Consider the following 18,017-nt stretch of genomic DNA (forward strand, 5'->3'; position numbering starts at 1 on the left):
ATAAATTATGCAAAAAAATTCAAAACATTATACTGCTATTAAAATTTCGCTTGCTTCTGCCGATCAAATCCGTTCTTGATCACATGGAGAAATTACGAAACCAGAAACTATTAATTACAAATCATTAAAACCAGAAAAAGATGGATTATTTGATGCCAGAATCTTTGGTCCAACTAAAAACTATGAATGTACTTGTGGTAAGTACAAGAAAATCAAAAACAAAGGTAAAGTTTGTGAACGCTGTTTAGTGGAAATTACGGAAGCCATTGTGCGAAGAGAACGTTTAGGTCACATTGAACTTGAAGAACCAGTAACGCACATTTGAATGTTAAAAGCATCACCATCACGAATTGCATTAGCATTAGATATGAAAGCCAAAGACTTAGAAGAAGTTGCTTATTTTGTTTCTTATATTGTTTTAGAACCTGGAACTGCCAAAGGATTAAAACAAAAAATGATTATGGATTTAGGAAATGCTAAATCATCAGCTGATACTCGTAACCGTTTACGTAAAGTATTTACCCAAATTTTAGACCAATTAGAACCTAATTCTTTTGCCCATACTCGTGCGCAAATGTTAACTGATACATTATCAGACACATCTCGTCCGTTCTCAATGGATGAATGTGCGCAATTTATTACTAAACATACGGGAACTAAATTTGGGATTGGTGCTGCTGCGATTGAATTTTTATTGAAAAATATTAATTTAGAAAAAGAATTCATTGCGATTAAAAAACAATTACTAAATAAAAAGTCACAAACTGACCGTAGAAAATTAATGCGTCGTTTAGATGTGATTGACTCATTTGCCAAATCTGGCAACAAACCAGAATGAATGGTAATGCATGCAATTCCTGTTATTCCCCCTGATATCCGCCCCATTATCCAATTAGATGGGGGACGATTTACAACATCTGAAATCAATGACTTGTACCGTAGAATCATTATCCGTAATGAACGTCTAAAAAAAGTAAAACAAATGGGTGCTCCGATTTTAATTATTAATAATGAAAAAAGAATGCTCCAAGAAGCCGTTGATGCTTTATTCGACAATGAACGTAAAGCCCGTCCCGTAACTGGTAGAGATAAGCGCCCATTAAAATCTTTAACTTCAACGTTAAAAGGAAAACAAGGACGTTTCCGTCAAAACTTATTAGGAAAACGAGTTGACTATTCAGGAAGAAGTGTTATTGCCGTTGGTCCAGAATTAAAAATGTACCAATGTGGAATTCCTCGTGATATGGCTATCATTTTATTCAAACCATTCGTAATTCAAAGATTAGTTCATCATGAGTTAGCTTTAAATATTAAAATTGCTGAAAAATTAATTGAAGTACAAGATGAACGAATTTGAGATATTTTAGAAGAAGTAGTTAAAGATCGCCCTGTCTTGTTAAACCGTGCTCCAACCTTACATAGACTAGGAATTCAAGCTTTTGAAGTAGTACTAGTTAAAGGAAAAGCTATTCGTTTACACCCATTAGTTACTCCTGCTTTCAATGCCGATTTCGATGGTGACCAAATGGCTGTTCACGTGCCAATTACCCAAGAAGCAGTAGCTGAAGCTCGTAGTTTAATGTTAGGTTCAAAAAATATTTTAAGTCCTAAAGATGGAAAACCGATTGTGACACCAACCCAAGATATGGTCCTTGGTAACTACTATTTAACCATCGAAAAAATGGATGAATTAGGACAAGGAATAATCTTTAAAGATATTAATGAAGCAGTTAAAGCCTATGACACTAAAACAGTATCATTACATGCTATTATTGGGATTCGTGTCTCAAGTTTAGGTAAAAATAAATTTGCTGAGGTTGATCAAAACAAGTTTTTAATTACAACGATTGGTAAAATTATTTTTAACCAAATATTTTCAAGTCGTATGCCCTTTATTAACCGCCCTAACATTACTAATTTAACAGAAATTCATACTGAAGACCTTGTTATGCCCGATGCTGACTTCCGTGAATTTGTTAAAACAAGAAGTATTGTTGAACCATTCAAGAAAAAGAACTTAGCTGATGTTATTCATAAATACTTTAAAATATTTGGAACACAACCAACAGCTGAAATGTTAGATAAAATGAAAAACCTTGGGTTTAAATTCTCAACAATTTCGGGAACAACAATTTCTGCTGGTGACGTTGTATCTTACTCAGGTAAAACACGACTATTCTCAGAAGCTGACCAATATGTTAAAGATATTAATAAATTTTACAAAGATGGAATGTTAACTAATCGCGAACGCCACTACCACATTATTAATAAATGAGGAACTATTAAAAATATTATTCAAGATGAATTAGAAACAGTCTTAAAAAAAGATATTAACAATCCAATCTTTATGATGTGAGATTCAGGTGCTCGTACTAATATTAGTAACTTTACACAATTAGTAGGGATGCGTGGTTTAATGAACAATCCCAAAGGGGAAGTTATTGAATTACCGATTAAATCTTCATTTCGTGAAGGATTAAACGTGTCAGAATTCTTTATTTCAACCCATGGTGCCCGAAAAGGAATGGCTGATATGGCGTTGAAAACTTCTGACTCAGGATACTTAACACGAAGACTAGTTGATGTTTCGCAAGATATTATTGTTACTGAATTTGATTGTAAAACTGGTAATGGCTTCATCATTAGTGATATTGTTGACTTAAAACGTAATAATATTATCGTGCCATTACATGACCGTTTATTTGGACGTTATGTCCAAGGTGATGTTGTTGATGCTAATAATAATGTGATTGTCCCAAACAATGAATTAATCACGGAAAAACTAGTTGAAGCAATCTTACAAGCTAAAGTTGAAAAATTAAATATTCGTTCCGTACTAACTTGTGAAGCTGGATATGGTGTTTGTCAAAAATGTTATGGTGTTAACTTAACTACTGGTGAAATTGTGGCGATTGGTGAAGCAGTTGGAATTATTGCTGCGCAATCAATTGGTGAACCAGGTACCCAACTAACCATGAGAACCTTCCATACTGGTGGAGTTGCTGGTGGTAGTGATATTACCCAAGGATTACCAAGAATTAAGGAACTATTAGACGTTACTAACCCCAAAGGTGCAGTTGCTATTATTAGTGAATTTGAAGGTAAAATTACTGAAATTCGTGAAGAACAAGGTATTTATACGATTGCTGTTAAATCAAAACTTGATTACAAAGAATATAAAACACAATATAATGCACAACTACGTATTAAAACAGGTGATACAGTTAAAATTGGCCAAAAATTAACTGAAGGTGCTATTAATATTATTCAACTATTAGAAGTTGCTGGTATTATTGAAGTACAACAATATATCTTAAAAGAAGTACAACGTGTTTATCGTTTACAAGGAATTGAAATTTCCGATAAGTATATTGAAATCATTGTTAAACAAATGTTAAACCGTATCTTCATCTTTGAAGGTGGTGATTCATCATTATTACCAGGAGAAATTGTTGATATTAAAGAGTTCAAACAAGTTAATGCTAAAATTATTTATGCTGGTAAAACACCTGCCTTTGGTCGTCCATTAATCTTAGGAATTAAGAAAGCACCATTAGAATCTGATTCATTCTTAGCAGCAGCTTCATTCCAAGATACAACTAGAGTATTAACTAATGCGGTTATTAAATCTAAAACTGATAATTTAAGAGGCCTAAAAGAAAATGTTATTTTAGGAAACTTAATTCCTGCTGGAACTGGCTTAATGACAACAGAACAGTTACTAGAAAATGGTAGAGATGCTAGAGAAGAAGAATATTAATTATTTAATAATTACAAACAATTTATATAAAAAATGACCAAATTTGGTCATTTTTTTAATTGATGAAACTTTCTTGGTTAAATTAAGATTACTTATCAATTCACCTATAAAGAATTACTCGACTTATATCAAGATGTTTAATAATTAGTTCTTTTGAATAATTTTTATTCTTAGCAACAAAATCAGTAATTATTTTGATTTTTTGTTGGTTATTTTCTTGATATAAGCATTGAACTTTTTTAAAATTTCATTCTCCAATTTTAGTTTTTTAACTTGTTTATTTAATAATTCTATTTCTCGTTTTTGTTCAGTCATAGAACTTAAAGATTTTCGACCAGTTTTTAACAATAAAAAATTCTTCTCCTAATTTGGGGATAATTTACAACTTTTAACTTTTTTCAAAATCCATGTTCTATGTTGTAAAATTATAGAAAATGATTTGATGCTAAAATGAAATACACCTACGAAATTAAAAAAGAAGTCGTGAAACGATACCTTGAAGACAAACAAGAAGGTAAAAAAATATTTATAGATTTAGGTTTAGATGTAACTAAACACACTTACAACCTACACATGAACTAAGATGGTTAGCTACAATAATATGAAATATGAAATATTACAACCAGGAAAAATAATTTCTTCTAAAATTTCTGATGATAAAAAATTAGCAAGAATTAAAGTATTAGAAGAAGAGAATAAAGAACTTAGAAAAGAAGTTCAAAACTTAAAGGTGAATAATGAATTTATAAAAAAGCGCATACGATCATGATTGAAACCCGACAAGAACAAGGAATAGTTAATCATGATCTTAAAACTACTTTAAATTTAAGAAAATTAAGTTACAAAATAAAATTAGAATACAAAAATTATATCTCGAATTTATGGGTAAAATTAAACAAAAAACCATGCTTAAATACTTATCTATTACCAAATCTACGCTTTCAAAATTAAAGGGTAATGACCATGGTAGCAAAACCCCAATCAAAATCAATCCCTTTAGCTCAAGAATTAAAGAAGAAATTCTTAAATTAGCACTAACGTCAACTGTGGGTAAAAACGTTGGCAAAAGTTTTTTAAGCATTCCAAAACTATTAATTGCTTTAAGGAGTAAAGAAATACCCGCTTCTTATTATCCTATTAAACAAATTTTTATTGAAAATAACATTACTAACACAATTTAGAAAACCTAAAAAATATAACTCTGATAATAAACCTACTGAAGAATCAAATTTTTCTTATTTAACTAAAGAGTACAAAGAGGAAAAAATAATTCCTGTTATTGGTTTTGATGGTACTATGTTAAAGTTGTTAATTAGTAATGTTTTAAAGAAATTTACGATAATATTTTTCATTAATTGAAACTCAAATTATATTCTTGGATTTTCAATTATTCCTACTGAAACTAAAAAAAATATTATGACAGTTTTAGAAAAATGTAAAGCAAAAATTGATGAATTAAACTTAAAAGATGTTGAATTTATAGTTCAACGTGATAGAGGAACTGGTGGATTAAGTAGTGAAGTTTCAGAATTCATTGAACAAGAAATGAATGCTAAAAATTCAAGTTCGTTATCTCAATTTAAAGGCAATCAAACTAATGAATTCTTAAACCGTTGATTTAAAAAAGAGTTAATTGAATTTTATGGTAATAGTTTTGAAACAATTGAAGATTTTATTGTTTGTATGGAAGAGTATATTGCTTATAAAAATAACAAAGATATTAAAATTAGGACAAAACAAATTCCAGCAGAGAATATTATGTTATTATTAAACTAACAATTTTAGAACCATAGAAAACGAAAAAAGTAAAAAGTCAGAGTGTGCCATAGCGAAGCTATGTAGTAGATGAGGGTAGAACCCTTGAATCGACTTACAAGAGTAGGTTCACCACCATAAGTAGCGTTGGTAAAGAGCCAAGGTTATGAGCGTTATGGAAAAGGTACTAATTGAAAGTGTCAGGTGTTAAATAGAAAGATGAACGCAAGTGAACCTTTGATGAAGTATCGTAAGCTTTAAAACAATGTCAAAACCAGAATATTTCTGCCTAGTCTGGGATAAATCTACCGGAAACTTGTTTATTGGGTAGGTGGCATTCGGTATATAGAAGGCATGAATCTATTTTTAGGCTATTACAGAACTATGGGAACCTGTCGTTGTAATATCCATATCTAATTAAATGAGAACTTAACATGGCAATCATTTGTGATGCTGATGATGATTTTTCATCAATTCAGTTTAATTTACCATATAAATCAGTCACTGGATGATGATCAATTTTAATTATGGTTTTGGCAAGAAGATAAAATGAACTATTAATTCTAGCAGAAATAGCAGTATCGCTAATAATTACAAGGCTATCTTTTATAAATTCTTCTTTTTCTGGTTGCAAGTATTGGTTTCAACCAGAAAAGCACTTACTTATATCAGAATAATTGTTTTTACCATCATTATTAAATTGTGAAAAAACAATATTTCAAATTTCAATATAACGATTATTTTCCATATCGTCTTGTAATAGTTTAATACCAATATTTTTTTCATCATATTTAATACCACGATCATAATAAATTTCAGTATTAGGGCCACATGGACCTTGTCCTATATCTCAAAAATTAGTAGCTCTTGTTCCTTTAATAATATGGTCTTGTGGTAATTTAATAAGGCTTTTCTCCCTTTATGTACTATTTTTAATTTTATCACATAAATGCTGAGAAAAGCCTATCTACGGACTTCTTCCCACATTTTTAAATTAAACATAGCATTACAGTTTCAAAACTAGGTATGTTATTGAATTTATATGCAGCTTCTTTGGCATATAAATGAATATGATGTTTTGCAACTTTGATATGTGTTTTAAATGTTCTTCGTATATGTTTTCATACTGACTCAATTTGGTTGGTATTTACACCAGTTTTTGAAACATAGCCATCTTGATGGTTAACTGTTTCATGCTTAGTGAAAACCGATTTCAAATCGCGATATCCTTTTCAAGAATCAGTATGTACATCACACTTTGAAGAAATGTGGTTTATTGCAAACTGCAAAAGATTTTTACTGTTTGCGTTTTTCAATACTTTCACAATCAGATTGTTGGTTGTTTTTTCATAAATACCAACAATCAAGGTTTTGTTCAACAAGGATCTTCCTTGTTTTTTAACCCATATGTGAAAGATACATTTCATCCATTTGCACTATGCCCTCAACAATGAATTGAGGTTCTTGTTTAGCAATGGCACTTCGGATTTTATGACCCATTCTTCAAGCTGTTTTCAAGGTCACTCCCAATGCTTTTGCAACATCAGTTGATGGAATTCCATGTTTGGTGTTTATTCATCTAAAGATGAGATAAAACCAAGATATTAAAGGTGTTTGTGACTTTGAAAATATAGTGCCCGTGAGAATACTGAATGTTTGATGACATTTCAAACATATCATTTTTCTTAAATTAGAAGTATTCAAATTAAAAGTAGAACACCTAATACATTTGCTTTGTTTCAAACTTGCTATATATGCAAGATATTGTTTTTCAGTTTGAAAAGTATTATTGAACTCATTCAATTTCATTGTTTCCTCCACAAGTACATGTGGGGAGAAGTCCGTTAAAAATATTTGAAAATTATGAAATTAAAGATGATAGTCAATCAATAGTACAATTAAAATCATATAAAGGCAAAGCTACAATATCTGCTATTCCAAGTAATATTAATAATTTATATGAAATTTCTAGTGATGAATTATATGGTTATATGTGAGGATATAATTTTTCAACAAATGTTAATGATATCAAACATACTTATTTAGATTTTTATGATAATTCAACTAAAGAATTTAAATGAAAAATACAAATGTTCCCTATAACAAATCAAATCCAACTGGTTTGGCATGATAAACCATATGGACACACTGATTTTTATACTTCTTTATCAAGAAGTATAATTAATTATATCTAAAATAGTGTTAAATCCCAGATAGTTTGATATAATAAAATAAAAATAAATATTAATTTGGAGAAAATAAAATGACTAAAATAAAATCAATTAATAAAAAATACATTAAATCCTCCATATTTTATTCTTTTGGTCTTGCTATCGGGTTTTAATAATGTCTTTTTCATGAAAATATGCGTCATATGGTGTAAATCAAAAACCTAATTATAATAATTATATTGGTTTTATAGTACAATTTTATATTTCAATTGTACTTTTATCATTTAGTATATTTTTTTCATTAATATTAACAATAATTTACTTAAAATCTAAACAAAATACTATTCCCACCCAATCTAATTAAAAAGTTACCAATTAAGGTAACTTTTTTTATTTATAAAATAGTACAACGACTATCATTAGAATGATTATTTGCATTTAATAAATTTTCTTCATTATTTATATTTAATATATGTTCTTGTAATAATGGACTTGATTTATCTTCATGTACTTGGTCTGAAATATTTAAATTACATTTATTTTCTTCTTCTCATAATTTATAAAGTTCATTATAAATTTCACAAATTTCTTTTTGATATTTTTCAATTTCATTATTATAAAATTTTAGAAATTTACTATCTGGATTTTTTTTATTAATTTCAATATTATTTTTTTTCTCAGTAAAGAGGATCATTTTATTTTTTATTTCAATCTCTTTTTCTAATGCTTTAATTTGTGCTTGTAATTTATCCATAAATTCTCCTTTCAAAATAAAAACTCATTTACTTTAAAAATAAAGTAATAAGTTAAAAACTATTATTAAGTTTATATTATTTTTATATCATAAATATTTATTAAATATGTATAATTTAATTATTAATGTTCTTTTTTATGTTTTTCACTTATGTCAATTAAATGTTTACTAATATTTATATAATTATTAATAATTATATTTAATACTTCTTGTTCAGTGTTAGTTAATTTAATATTTATTTGATTAGTAAATTCTTTAATTTGTTGTTCTATTTCTTTATTCATTATTTACTCCTTATTTTATTCTTCTTCATCAATTTCTATTTGAGAATTATGATGATGACATTGTTTACATCTTTCTTTTATATTTCACATTCTTACATTTATTTCATAATCATTTATCAATTCTTTAAATTCTTCAATATTATTTTTATCAATATGTAATTGTTTAAAATTTAAAGTAAAATCTTGTTCAACTGAAAAATGACCAACACTTACATTATAATATTTTTCTTTTTTTCATTTATTTAAAAATTCATCTATTGTACAATTTATCATTATTTACTCCTTAATTTTTATTTTATTATCATAATATTCTTTTATTTCTTTTACTTTATTATTAAAATCTAATTGATGTTTTTACACATTTTAAAAAATTGAATAGAAGTATTTTCTAAATCTGTAGATTGTAATTTAATTAATACTTTTTTATTACAATCTTTAACAATACATTTTAATAATACTTTTTCTTGTTTTGGCTTTTGCATTAATTATTCTCCTTATTTTCTCTTCTTTTATTTCTTTCAATTTTTAATTTATGTTTATGTAATTTTTTATAACCCATTTTCTTTCATTTAATTTTCATTTTTTACTCCTTTTATAATTTTTTTCTTATTAAATTATTAAATAAACTGTAATTTTACTTTTATGAAAATTTTGATGTAACATTGCTCTTCATAAACTAAGATAAACATTATCACAAGAACAAATAAATAAATATTTTTTCATTATTTATTCTCCTATTAATCAAAATCTTTATTATTTCAACATTTATTACATAAATACATTTCAAATTTAGTATCTTTATCTTTTAATTTTCTATTATTTAATTTAATACTTGCTTTTTTATTACAGTAATAACGAATCATTATTTATTCTCCTTATTTATATAATATCAACCAATTAATAAACTTTCTGCTTGGTCATGGTCATGAATTTCTATATTTCAATTATTTTGTTTAATTAATCAATTTGCTATTTCTAATGATAATTCTTTATCTCAAGCACGTGGACCAATTCCTATTCAATCAAACTTAATAATATCTTCATTAATACTTTTACTTCATCCACTTTTTCATTCACTTGGACTTATTAACATATCTTTTGTTAATGATTTATTAAATTGTCCAGCAATAAAACCTCTTAAATGGTCTAAAGTTTCTTTACCACGACCCATTTTTGGATTAAATATACCACGTTCAATAATTAAAGTTAATTTACTAAGTATATTATCAATATCACTTTGTTGTAAAAAAGTATTTTTTTTAACAGTTAACATTGAAAAAATAAAATCATTAATTAAATCATTAAAATTATTTGTAATAATAGAATTAACTTCACTTTTCTTATTAAAACTATAACTTTCTATTAATATTGGTTTTCAATATTCATATGGTGTATTATCTTGAATTTTTTTTCAATCTTTACTTATATTTTTTTCTCATAATGTAAACCCAGTATTTTTCATACTTGGGTCTACTGAAAGTAAGTATTTATTCATAATTATTTCTCCTTACTTTAAACTTAGTCTTTTTACTATTTTCATTAATTGTTTATCTTTTTTTGCTACTTTAATAAAGTACAGATTTATCAAAATAATTAATTATAATTGTTTAACAATTAAAAATGAGAGTATTATCTCTCATTTAAGTTCTTATTAAATCTAACTATTAACTTGATACGCCCAATTTTCGTTATTAATTTCTAATGGTGCATTATATAAATTAGCATTATTTTCTGCTACAAAATCAGTAAAATGAGTTTCATGATTAAAACTATTAAATCCAAAAAAATCTAATATAGAATCATGTATTGTTTTTTTCTTTACTTAAACTAAATAACTTTGTATTATCATTTTCAGTTAGTTTTTCTTTTCTTTTAAATATTTTCATAATAATTTACCTTTCTATAATACTTTATTAACTATTAATATAACTTTATAAATCATAAACAACATTAAACCAACAAATGAACAACTAATCAAAATACCTAATATACTTAAAATTATTTTTAATAATCTATCATTATCATATTTAGAAAGGTGGTGATAAAAATGGGAATACATGAAATTTTACAAATTATTGGTGATTGTTTAATGGCTATTGGTGTAATATTAGGTGGACATCATACTCTTAAATCACATTTAAAAGATAAACAAAATAAAATTAAAATGTCTAAAAAAGATAAAAAAGAATTAAAATTAAGACAAAAATTAGAAAAATTAAATACTGTTAATAATTAAAAAAATGCCTATTAAAGGCATTTTTATTTATAAACTCATGTGATTATAATCTCAATTTAATGAATGATTATCAGCATTGTTTAATGGTACTTCACTCATATTATCACTACCATATTGACTACTTGTTTCGCTATTGATGGTAAATCTATTATCAATATCATTATTAATTAATCTTGCTGTTTCATTAGTAAATGATGTTTCTTGCATTTCTCTATCATGATTTGTTTCTATCGGTAATAAACTATGTGTAATTTCACTTGCACCAGCAATAATAGTAGGAATAGCACTTGCATTATCAAAACCATTATTAATACCAATAGCAACACCAGTTGATATTAAACATCCACCATTTGCCATATTTGCTACTTTACGAATAGTTTCAAATCTATTAGGTATTAATTCAGTAATTCCTGCTATAAGATTTGAAATACCATAAGCATTTAATGAAATATAAGTATCTCAATCCATTAAATTATTATCAGTAGTATTAGTAGTACTTAATAATAAATCTGGTGGAAATGGGTCTACTGTTGTTGTAGTTATTGGATTTTCAGTTGGATTTGGATTGATATTTGTATTAGTAAATTTTGCATAATTTGCTAACCCAATTGTTCCTAAACCTAATAATATTTTTTTAGAACTATTAATTAGTTTAGTTTTAGCAGAAGGTCTTTGATTTAAATTTCATATATCAAAACCTAATTTTTTACCAAATAATAAACTATTAATTGAACCTAATAATGGATTATCTATTATTTTACCATAATAAGCACTTGTACCTATCATTGCTGAAATTGGACTAATTCCAGTTCTTATTAATTTAGTTAATGTATAATTATTTGTTTCCATTTTTATTCTCCTTTTATAAATTTAAATTTCATATGTCCAATAGTATCTCTATTATTACCACAAATAATTAAATATCCAGTTTGATTATTTTCTAATATTCATGAATAATAAATATCTTGTTGATAAAATTTTGGATATAAATGTAATGCTAATAAATAACATAAAGCATCTTCTTTATTTTTTAATAATTCTACTGTAGGACATTTAATAATTTTTGGACTTTCTTCACTATAAAATCATTCAAGTTTAATATTTCTCATTATTTACTCCTTATTTTCTCTTCTTTTATTTCTTTCAATTTTTAATTTATGTTTATGTAATTTTTTATAACCCATTTTCTTTCATTTAATTTTCATTTTTTACTCCTTTTATAAATTTTTTCTTATTAAATTATTAAATAAACTGTAATTTTACTTTTATGAAAATTTTGATGTAACATTGCTCTTCATAAACTAAGATAAACATTATCACAAGAACAAATAAATAAATATTTTTGCATTATTTATTCTCCTTCTCCCATTTTATGTTTAATAGACATTGGTAACATTCACATTTATTACCATAGTTATTCATTACAATAGGCAATTTCGCATTCATTACATCAATATACTGTCATTTTATTTCACTTCCTTATTTAAATAATATCAACCAATTAATAAACTATCTGCTTCATCATGATTTGATATTTTTATATTTCAACCTTGTTTAATTATTAATTCATTTGCTAAATGTATTTAAGTATTTTTTATTCATATAAAGTTTTTTTCAAATTGACTAAATGATTTTTTTACATATCATTTTTTTCATTCACTTGGACTTATTAACATATCTTTTGTTATTAATTTATTAAATTGTCCAGCAATAAAACCACGTAAATGTTCTTTAGTTTCATAACCAATACCATTTTTACTATGAAAAGTACCACGTTCAATAACTAAATCTAAATTATTTTTAGAATTAGTTAATTCATTTTTTAATTCTAAAGTACCATATATAACATAATGCATATCTCTATAAAAATTATCAATATAATTTTTTTTAAAACTACAACTACTAATTAATATTGGTGTATGGTGATGACATATTTCTTTACCACATCCACCATGACATCATTTAACATCTCATAAAGTAAATCCAGTATTTTTCATACTTGGGTCTACTGAAAGTAAATAATTAGTCATATTAATGCTTCTTTCCATATGTGTAACAATAATCACATATTCTAATGTAATCACTTTCGCAATTATCATTTTTATAAATTGTAAATCATTTATTAACTTTTTCTTTACAATACTCACAAGTAATTCTTATTTGTTGATTATTCATTATCAAATTCTCCATTTTCTATTTTTTCTAATAAAATATTTAATTCATCAAATAATGATGTATAAGCACAATTCAAATTTTCATTAATAATTTAAGTAATTTTTCTTTATTCATAATTAAATTTCAAAATTTTCTATTAATTGTTCTTCTTCATTTAATTTATTTAATACTTCTTCATAATTTGTATTAGTATTTGGATTATCAATATATATTTTTTCAGTTTCAGTAATAACTGCTTGGTCATTTTCATAAGCAGTTTGTAATTCAACTGACATAATGCCCCATTTTCTTAATAATTGAGTTAGTACAGTTTTAAGTGCCATTGCTTCAAAACTACTAACAATAAATTTTTTATTTTTTTTATAAGTTTCACTATAAGTATTAAAATGATTTTCTATTTCTTCTTTACTCATATATAAATATTTTTCATAACCATTTTTTAATTTAAAATAAGCAACATAACCAATTACTGGTGCTTTTAAACGTTCTAATTCATTTTGTATTCAAGTAAATTTAATACCTTTTAATCTATCTATTTTTTTAATTTCACCAAGTCTTACATCACTAACATTAATTTCTTTATATTGTTGACTTCTTAATGCTAATTGAATATAACCTTTATAACCCATTTGAAATTGTGCTTTACCTTTAAAAGGTACAACTCAACAATAACCAAAGTTTTTTTCTAATGGTAAATTTAATAATGTTGCTTGATAACAACTTTCTAATATAGTTCCTAAATTAGCATTTACTAAACCTAAATTATTTTTAATTGCTAATACATTACTTTTAAATCTTTGTATTTCTTTTTCATTAATAATACTCCCTTGATTTTTATTAGTAAATCATTGTTCAATAGTTAATTGATTTTTATTAATATTACTTAAATTATTAGTCATTTTCTATTTCTCCTTCTACTTTCATTTTTTAAATTTTTTAAATCTATTATCTAAATGTACTTCAATATTTTTATTTAGATTAATAACTAAATGACTATTAATAATAATTCAATTATTTAGATTACTATCTAATTTTTTAGGTAATTTATCAAATTCAATTGAATTACAAGAATAAATAGTTTTTTCTTTAATTGTTTTTTCAGTAATCATTTTTATCATTCTTTTCTATTCATATTTATTTATCCTTGTTTTTAATAAACTTAATTCATATTTAATTTGTTTTCTAATTTCAAATTCAATTACTTCATCCTGCGCATATTCTAATAATTCATTTAAATATTTAATTTTTTCTTTAATTTGTTCTATTTCTTCTTTATTTAAATTATTCATTTTCATTTTTAATTTCTCCTTTAAAATATTTTGTTTTTGCATTAAATCATTCAATTAATAATTCATTTGTTATTTCAATTTCTATTTCTTTTTGTTCATTTTTATTTGTTAAATATACATAAGTTTTATTAAACGGACTTCTCCCCACATGTACTTGTGGAGGAAACAATGAAATTGAATGAGTTCAATAATACTTTAAAACTGAAAAACAATGTCTTGCATATATAGCAAGTTTGAAACAAAGCAAATGTATTAGGTGTTCTAGTTTTAATTTGAATACTTCTAATTTAAGAAAAATGAGATGTTTGAAATGTCATCAAACATTCAGTATTCTCACGGGCACTATATTTTCAAAGTCACAAACACCTTTAATATCTTGGTTTTATCTCATCTTTAGATGAATAAACACCAAACATGGAATTCCATCAACTGATGTTGCAAAAGAATTGGGAGTGACCTTGAAAACAGCTTGAAGAATGGGTCATAAAATCCGAAGTGCCATTGCTAAACAAGAACCTCAATTCATTGTCGAGGGCATAGTGCAAATGGATGAAATGTATCTTTCACATATGGGTTTAAAAAACAAGGAAGATCCTTGTTGAACAAAACCTTGATTGTTGGTATTTATGAAAAAACAACCAACAATCTGATTGTGAAAGTATTGAAAAACGCAAACAGTAAAAATCTTTTGCAGTTTGCAATAAACCACATTTCTTCAAAGTGTGATGTACATACTGATTCTTGAAAAGGATATCGCGATTTGAAATCGGTTTTCACTAAGCATGAAACAGTTAACCATCAAGATGGCTATGTTTCAAAAACTGGTGTAAATACCAACCAAATTGAGTCAGTATGAAAACATATACGAAGAACATTTAAAACACATATCAAAGTTGCAAAACATCATATTCATTTATATGCAAAAGAAGCTGCATATAAATTCAATAACATACCTAGTTTTTAAACTGTAATGCTATGTTTAATTTAAAAATGTGGGGAGAAGTCCGTAGATAGGCTTTTCTCAGCATTTATGTGATAAAATTTAAAAATAGTACATAAAGGGAGAAAAGCCTTATTAAATAGACTTATACCATTATTTTGTAATATTCAATAATAAGCAGTTAATTGTAATTTAATTCTTTTTAATTTATCTTTATCAATACAAGCATAAGTTTTATAATCAACTAAATAATACTTATTTTGTAATTTATCTAAATAAACTAAATCTGGTGTTCCTGCAATATTATTATGACTAATTGGTTTTTCAATAATAAATTCAAAATTATTTTTATCTTTAAATTTTTCTTTTAAAAATATTAATGATTTTTCACAATAAGAATAATTTATTTCATTTGTTAAAGGTTTTAATTTTTTTAATAAATCATTAATAATATTTTCTTTATTAATATTAATTAAATATAATTCATTAAGTTTATGAACTCATTTACCACGAACTGCAGCATTTTTTAAAACTTCTGGTGATATATGACTATAACCAAAACCTAAATAATTATCAATAATTCTAGAAACTGATATTAATTCTTTATCTTCTAAAAAATATTGATGTGTATCTTTTTAAAAATTAAATTATTCATAATTACTTAACCTTTTAAAACATTTATTACATGTTCTATTATTTATAGATGATTTTTTACGACAAATATCACAACTATTAGTAATAATATTATTTAAATAAGTTTTTTTATATTCAAGATTTTATTTTCATAAATACATATATATTCTCCTTTTAAATATTTATATCTAATTCCATTACTAATATTTCATAATTTGTAATAAATGCTTTTGTAGTAACTATTCTTTCATAAGTATTATCATTTAATATAGGATGTTTATAATTTTTATGAAAATTAATAGCATTTTCAATTTTAGTAAATACTTTATATTTTGTTTCATGAGTATAATTAACTTTATATTTTAATAAATAAGTATATTTCATGTTATTTTTCTCCTTTATTAATTATTTTTTAATATTGAACGTTGCCTACAGCATAAAGGTTAATATATTAATACGTATATGTTTGCGGTTCTTGTTCACTAGTGGTGACAAGACCTAAATAAATTAAATATATATTACTAATTATTTAATTTATGTTAATATATAATTGATAAGGTATGTATGTAATATATAACCCCCTTTATGTGTAATGATTTAAAAATAGAAATAAAACAGGGTTTATGGTTAAACTATTTCCTATGCGCTAATATAAATCAATCTCAATTAGATAATTTAACAATTCTATTAATATTTTAAAATCACGCTTTTATCCTGATATAGAAGTATTTACATTTCGTACTCACAATTTGACTTCTATGACAGTTGATTTAATTCTTAACAAAAAAAGAACGATAGTTATATCGTTCTTGTTAGTTTTAATCTATGAGTTAAAGTTATGCGCCCACAAAGGCTATCGACATCTTTTATAAAAATTTCTTGAAAATATTTCTCTATACCTATTGTTAGTTGTTTTTATGTTCCTATAAGTTTATTAAAATCATTTGAACAAAGTGTTTTTTTAACTTTACTTTTATTCTTATAGTTTAATGAAAATACTATTATTAAAAATAATAATAGAAAAACAAGTATACTAACACTAGCAACAGCACCTATTCAATTCAGGATGTCGTGTTCACTCATTTTACTATTCCTCTTTCTTGTGGTTATTTAAAATTTTATTTCAATTCATCAAGTAGTATTAAAATTTTATCATATATTAATATTTTTATAAGTATAAATTTGATTTCGGACTTCTCCCCACATGTACTTGTGGAGGAAACAATGAAATTTAATGAGTTCAATAATACTTTTCAAACTGAAAAACAATGTCTTGCATATATAGCAAGTTTGAAACAAAGCAAATGTATTAGGTGTTCTAGTTTTAATTTGAATACTTCTAATTTAAGAAAAATGAGATGTTTGAAATGTCATCAAACATTCAGTATTCTCACGGGCACTATATTTTCAAAGTCACAAACACCTTTAATATCTTGGTTTTATCTCATCTTTAGATGAATAAACACCAAACATGGAATTCCATCAACTGATGTTGCAAAAGAATTGGGAGTGACCTTGAAAACAGCTTGAAGAATGGGTCATAAAATCCGAAGTGCCATTGCTAAACAAGAACCTCAATTCATTGTTGAGGGCATAGTGCAAATGGATGAAATGTATCTTTCACATATGGGTTTTAAAAAACAAGGAAGATCCTTGTTGAACAAAACCTTGATTGTTGGTATTTATGAAAAAACAACCAACAATCTGATTGTGAAAGTATTGAAAAACGCAAACAGTAAAAATCTTTTGCAGTTTGCAATAAACCACATTTCTTCAAAGTGTGATGTACATACTGATTCTTGAAAAGGATATCGCGCTTTGAAATCGGTTTTCACTAAGCATGAAACAGTTAACCATCAAGATGGCTATGTTTCAAAAACTGGTGTAAATACCAACCAAATTGAGTCAGTATGAAAACATATACGAAGAACATTTAAAACACATATCAAAGTTGCAAAACATCATATTCATTTATATGCAAAATAAGCTGCATATAAATTCAATAACATACCTAGTTTTG

27 protein-coding genes and 1 pseudogene are annotated in these 18,017 nt (G+C 25.3%); 9 read left to right on the forward strand and 19 right to left on the reverse strand.

The window, feature by feature from the left end:
• Positions 1 to 7 precede the first annotated feature (7 nt).
• Complete coding sequence (rpoC, locus tag ACFEL4_RS06750) at positions 8 to 3,760, forward strand: DNA-directed RNA polymerase subunit beta' (protein WP_375317127.1); 3,753 nt, start codon at positions 8 to 10, stop codon at positions 3,758 to 3,760.
• Between the two features lie 189 nt (positions 3,761 to 3,949).
• Here the strand turns inward: rpoC and ACFEL4_RS06755 are convergent, their stop codons facing one another.
• Complete coding sequence (locus tag ACFEL4_RS06755) at positions 3,950 to 4,108, reverse strand: hypothetical protein (protein ID WP_375317128.1); 159 nt, start codon at positions 4,106 to 4,108, stop codon at positions 3,950 to 3,952.
• A 253-nt stretch (positions 4,109 to 4,361) separates the two neighbouring features.
• Here ACFEL4_RS06755 and ACFEL4_RS06760 point away from each other — a divergent pair, with 253 nt between their 5' ends.
• From ACFEL4_RS06760 to ACFEL4_RS06770, 3 genes are all read left to right on the forward strand, one after another.
• Positions 4,362 to 4,556 (forward strand): hypothetical protein, encoded by a 195-nt coding sequence (locus ACFEL4_RS06760; RefSeq protein ID WP_375317129.1) that lies wholly within the window; start codon positions 4,362 to 4,364, stop codon positions 4,554 to 4,556.
• Between the two features lie 85 nt (positions 4,557 to 4,641).
• Complete coding sequence (locus tag ACFEL4_RS06765; protein ID WP_375317130.1) at positions 4,642 to 4,941, forward strand: hypothetical protein; 300 nt, start codon at positions 4,642 to 4,644, stop codon at positions 4,939 to 4,941.
• Positions 4,913 to 5,536, forward strand: coding sequence for a hypothetical protein (locus ACFEL4_RS06770; protein WP_375317131.1), 624 nt, complete (start codon positions 4,913 to 4,915; stop codon positions 5,534 to 5,536). The genes ACFEL4_RS06765 and ACFEL4_RS06770 overlap by 29 nt, the downstream gene beginning before the upstream one ends.
• A gap of 637 nt (positions 5,537 to 6,173) precedes the next feature.
• Here ACFEL4_RS06770 and ACFEL4_RS06775 read toward each other — a convergent pair.
• The 3 genes and pseudogenes from ACFEL4_RS06775 to ACFEL4_RS06785 form a co-directional block, all read right to left on the reverse strand.
• Positions 6,174 to 6,419 (reverse strand): annotated as a pseudogene (locus ACFEL4_RS06775) (alanine--tRNA ligase-related protein); the annotation flags it as partial.
• Between the two features lie 85 nt (positions 6,420 to 6,504).
• Positions 6,505 to 6,942: an IS1595 family transposase gene (locus ACFEL4_RS06780; protein WP_375317132.1), complete on the reverse strand. Its 438-nt coding sequence runs from the start codon at positions 6,940 to 6,942 to the stop codon at positions 6,505 to 6,507.
• A complete protein-coding gene (locus ACFEL4_RS06785; RefSeq protein ID WP_375317133.1) occupies positions 6,914 to 7,324 on the reverse strand; it encodes a hypothetical protein in 411 nt (136 codons plus the stop codon). Before ACFEL4_RS06785 ends, ACFEL4_RS06780 begins: the two co-directional genes overlap by 29 nt.
• Here ACFEL4_RS06785 and ACFEL4_RS06790 point away from each other — a divergent pair.
• A complete protein-coding gene (locus ACFEL4_RS06790) occupies positions 7,324 to 7,710 on the forward strand; it encodes a hypothetical protein (RefSeq protein ID WP_375317134.1) in 387 nt (128 codons plus the stop codon). The genes ACFEL4_RS06785 and ACFEL4_RS06790 overlap by 1 nt on opposite strands.
• Before the next feature lie 370 nt (positions 7,711 to 8,080).
• Here ACFEL4_RS06790 and ACFEL4_RS06795 read toward each other — a convergent pair whose 3' ends face one another.
• The 6 genes from ACFEL4_RS06795 to ACFEL4_RS06820 form a co-directional block, all read right to left on the reverse strand.
• Positions 8,081 to 8,455: a hypothetical protein gene (locus tag ACFEL4_RS06795; RefSeq protein WP_375317135.1), complete on the reverse strand. Its 375-nt coding sequence runs from the start codon at positions 8,453 to 8,455 to the stop codon at positions 8,081 to 8,083.
• 107 nt (positions 8,456 to 8,562) lie between these two features.
• Entirely contained in the window at positions 8,563 to 8,724 is a 162-nt protein-coding gene (locus ACFEL4_RS06800) for a hypothetical protein (RefSeq protein WP_375316816.1), read from the reverse strand.
• Positions 8,725 to 8,739: 15 nt separating this feature from the next.
• Positions 8,740 to 8,997: a hypothetical protein gene (locus ACFEL4_RS06805; protein ID WP_375316817.1), complete on the reverse strand. Its 258-nt coding sequence runs from the start codon at positions 8,995 to 8,997 to the stop codon at positions 8,740 to 8,742.
• Positions 8,998 to 9,065: 68 nt separating this feature from the next.
• Positions 9,066 to 9,206, reverse strand: coding sequence for a hypothetical protein (locus tag ACFEL4_RS06810; protein WP_375317136.1), 141 nt, complete (start codon positions 9,204 to 9,206; stop codon positions 9,066 to 9,068).
• A 255-nt stretch (positions 9,207 to 9,461) separates the two neighbouring features.
• On the reverse strand, positions 9,462 to 9,587 hold the full coding sequence (locus tag ACFEL4_RS06815) for a hypothetical protein (RefSeq protein ID WP_375317137.1): 126 nt from the start codon (positions 9,585 to 9,587) through the stop codon (positions 9,462 to 9,464).
• Complete coding sequence (locus ACFEL4_RS06820; RefSeq protein ID WP_375317138.1) at positions 9,587 to 10,219, reverse strand: hypothetical protein; 633 nt, start codon at positions 10,217 to 10,219, stop codon at positions 9,587 to 9,589. Before ACFEL4_RS06820 ends, ACFEL4_RS06815 begins: the two co-directional genes overlap by 1 nt.
• A gap of 552 nt (positions 10,220 to 10,771) precedes the next feature.
• Here ACFEL4_RS06820 and ACFEL4_RS06825 point away from each other — a divergent pair.
• A complete protein-coding gene (locus ACFEL4_RS06825) occupies positions 10,772 to 10,960 on the forward strand; it encodes a hypothetical protein (protein ID WP_375317139.1) in 189 nt (62 codons plus the stop codon).
• A gap of 27 nt (positions 10,961 to 10,987) precedes the next feature.
• Here ACFEL4_RS06825 and ACFEL4_RS06830 read toward each other — a convergent pair whose 3' ends face one another.
• The 7 genes from ACFEL4_RS06830 to ACFEL4_RS06860 all read right to left on the reverse strand — a co-directional run bounded on the left by ACFEL4_RS06830 (position 10,988) and on the right by ACFEL4_RS06860 (position 14,593).
• Positions 10,988 to 11,809, reverse strand: a complete 822-nt coding sequence (locus tag ACFEL4_RS06830) for a hypothetical protein (RefSeq protein ID WP_375317140.1) — start codon at positions 11,807 to 11,809, stop codon at positions 10,988 to 10,990.
• Between the two features lie 2 nt (positions 11,810 to 11,811).
• Positions 11,812 to 12,069: a hypothetical protein gene (locus ACFEL4_RS06835; RefSeq protein ID WP_375317141.1), complete on the reverse strand. Its 258-nt coding sequence runs from the start codon at positions 12,067 to 12,069 to the stop codon at positions 11,812 to 11,814.
• Positions 12,070 to 12,543: 474 nt separating this feature from the next.
• On the reverse strand, positions 12,544 to 13,059 hold the full coding sequence (locus tag ACFEL4_RS06840) for a hypothetical protein (RefSeq protein WP_375317142.1): 516 nt from the start codon (positions 13,057 to 13,059) through the stop codon (positions 12,544 to 12,546).
• Between the two features lie 192 nt (positions 13,060 to 13,251).
• Positions 13,252 to 14,034 carry a recombinase RecT gene (locus ACFEL4_RS06845; protein ID WP_308149493.1) on the reverse strand — a complete coding sequence of 261 codons (783 nt, stop codon included), beginning with the start codon at positions 14,032 to 14,034 and terminating at the stop codon, positions 13,252 to 13,254.
• 15 nt (positions 14,035 to 14,049) lie between these two features.
• Complete coding sequence (locus tag ACFEL4_RS06850) at positions 14,050 to 14,253, reverse strand: hypothetical protein (protein ID WP_375316826.1); 204 nt, start codon at positions 14,251 to 14,253, stop codon at positions 14,050 to 14,052.
• A 6-nt stretch (positions 14,254 to 14,259) separates the two neighbouring features.
• Positions 14,260 to 14,430, reverse strand: a complete 171-nt coding sequence (locus tag ACFEL4_RS06855; protein WP_375317143.1) for a hypothetical protein — start codon at positions 14,428 to 14,430, stop codon at positions 14,260 to 14,262.
• Positions 14,417 to 14,593 (reverse strand): hypothetical protein, encoded by a 177-nt coding sequence (locus ACFEL4_RS06860; RefSeq protein ID WP_375317144.1) that lies wholly within the window; start codon positions 14,591 to 14,593, stop codon positions 14,417 to 14,419. Before ACFEL4_RS06860 ends, ACFEL4_RS06855 begins: the two co-directional genes overlap by 14 nt.
• A 64-nt stretch (positions 14,594 to 14,657) precedes the next feature.
• Here ACFEL4_RS06860 and ACFEL4_RS06865 point away from each other — a divergent pair, with 64 nt between their 5' ends.
• Together ACFEL4_RS06865 and ACFEL4_RS06870 are read left to right on the forward strand one after the other, a co-directional pair.
• Complete coding sequence (locus ACFEL4_RS06865) at positions 14,658 to 15,128, forward strand: hypothetical protein (RefSeq protein ID WP_375317145.1); 471 nt, start codon at positions 14,658 to 14,660, stop codon at positions 15,126 to 15,128.
• The gene (locus ACFEL4_RS06870) at positions 15,023 to 15,388 is read left to right on the forward strand and encodes an IS1595 family transposase (RefSeq protein WP_375317146.1); all 366 of its coding nucleotides are present in this window, start codon (positions 15,023 to 15,025) and stop codon (positions 15,386 to 15,388) included. The genes ACFEL4_RS06865 and ACFEL4_RS06870 overlap by 106 nt, the downstream gene beginning before the upstream one ends.
• A gap of 783 nt (positions 15,389 to 16,171) precedes the next feature.
• Here ACFEL4_RS06870 and ACFEL4_RS06875 read toward each other — a convergent pair.
• Positions 16,172 to 16,381, reverse strand: a complete 210-nt coding sequence (locus ACFEL4_RS06875) for a hypothetical protein (protein ID WP_375317147.1) — start codon at positions 16,379 to 16,381, stop codon at positions 16,172 to 16,174.
• A gap of 734 nt (positions 16,382 to 17,115) precedes the next feature.
• Positions 17,116 to 17,241 carry a hypothetical protein gene (locus ACFEL4_RS06880; RefSeq protein ID WP_375317148.1) on the reverse strand — a complete coding sequence of 42 codons (126 nt, stop codon included), beginning with the start codon at positions 17,239 to 17,241 and terminating at the stop codon, positions 17,116 to 17,118.
• Here ACFEL4_RS06880 and ACFEL4_RS06885 point away from each other — a divergent pair.
• Entirely contained in the window at positions 17,222 to 17,983 is a 762-nt protein-coding gene (locus ACFEL4_RS06885; protein WP_375317149.1) for an IS1595 family transposase, read from the forward strand. The genes ACFEL4_RS06880 and ACFEL4_RS06885 overlap by 20 nt on opposite strands.
• The last annotated feature ends 34 nt before the right edge of the window (positions 17,984 to 18,017 follow it).

The sequence above is a fragment of the Spiroplasma endosymbiont of Virgichneumon dumeticola genome (assembly GCF_964264745.1).
Classification (GTDB): Bacteria; Bacillota_I; Bacilli_A; order Mycoplasmatales; family VBWQ01; genus Spiroplasma_E.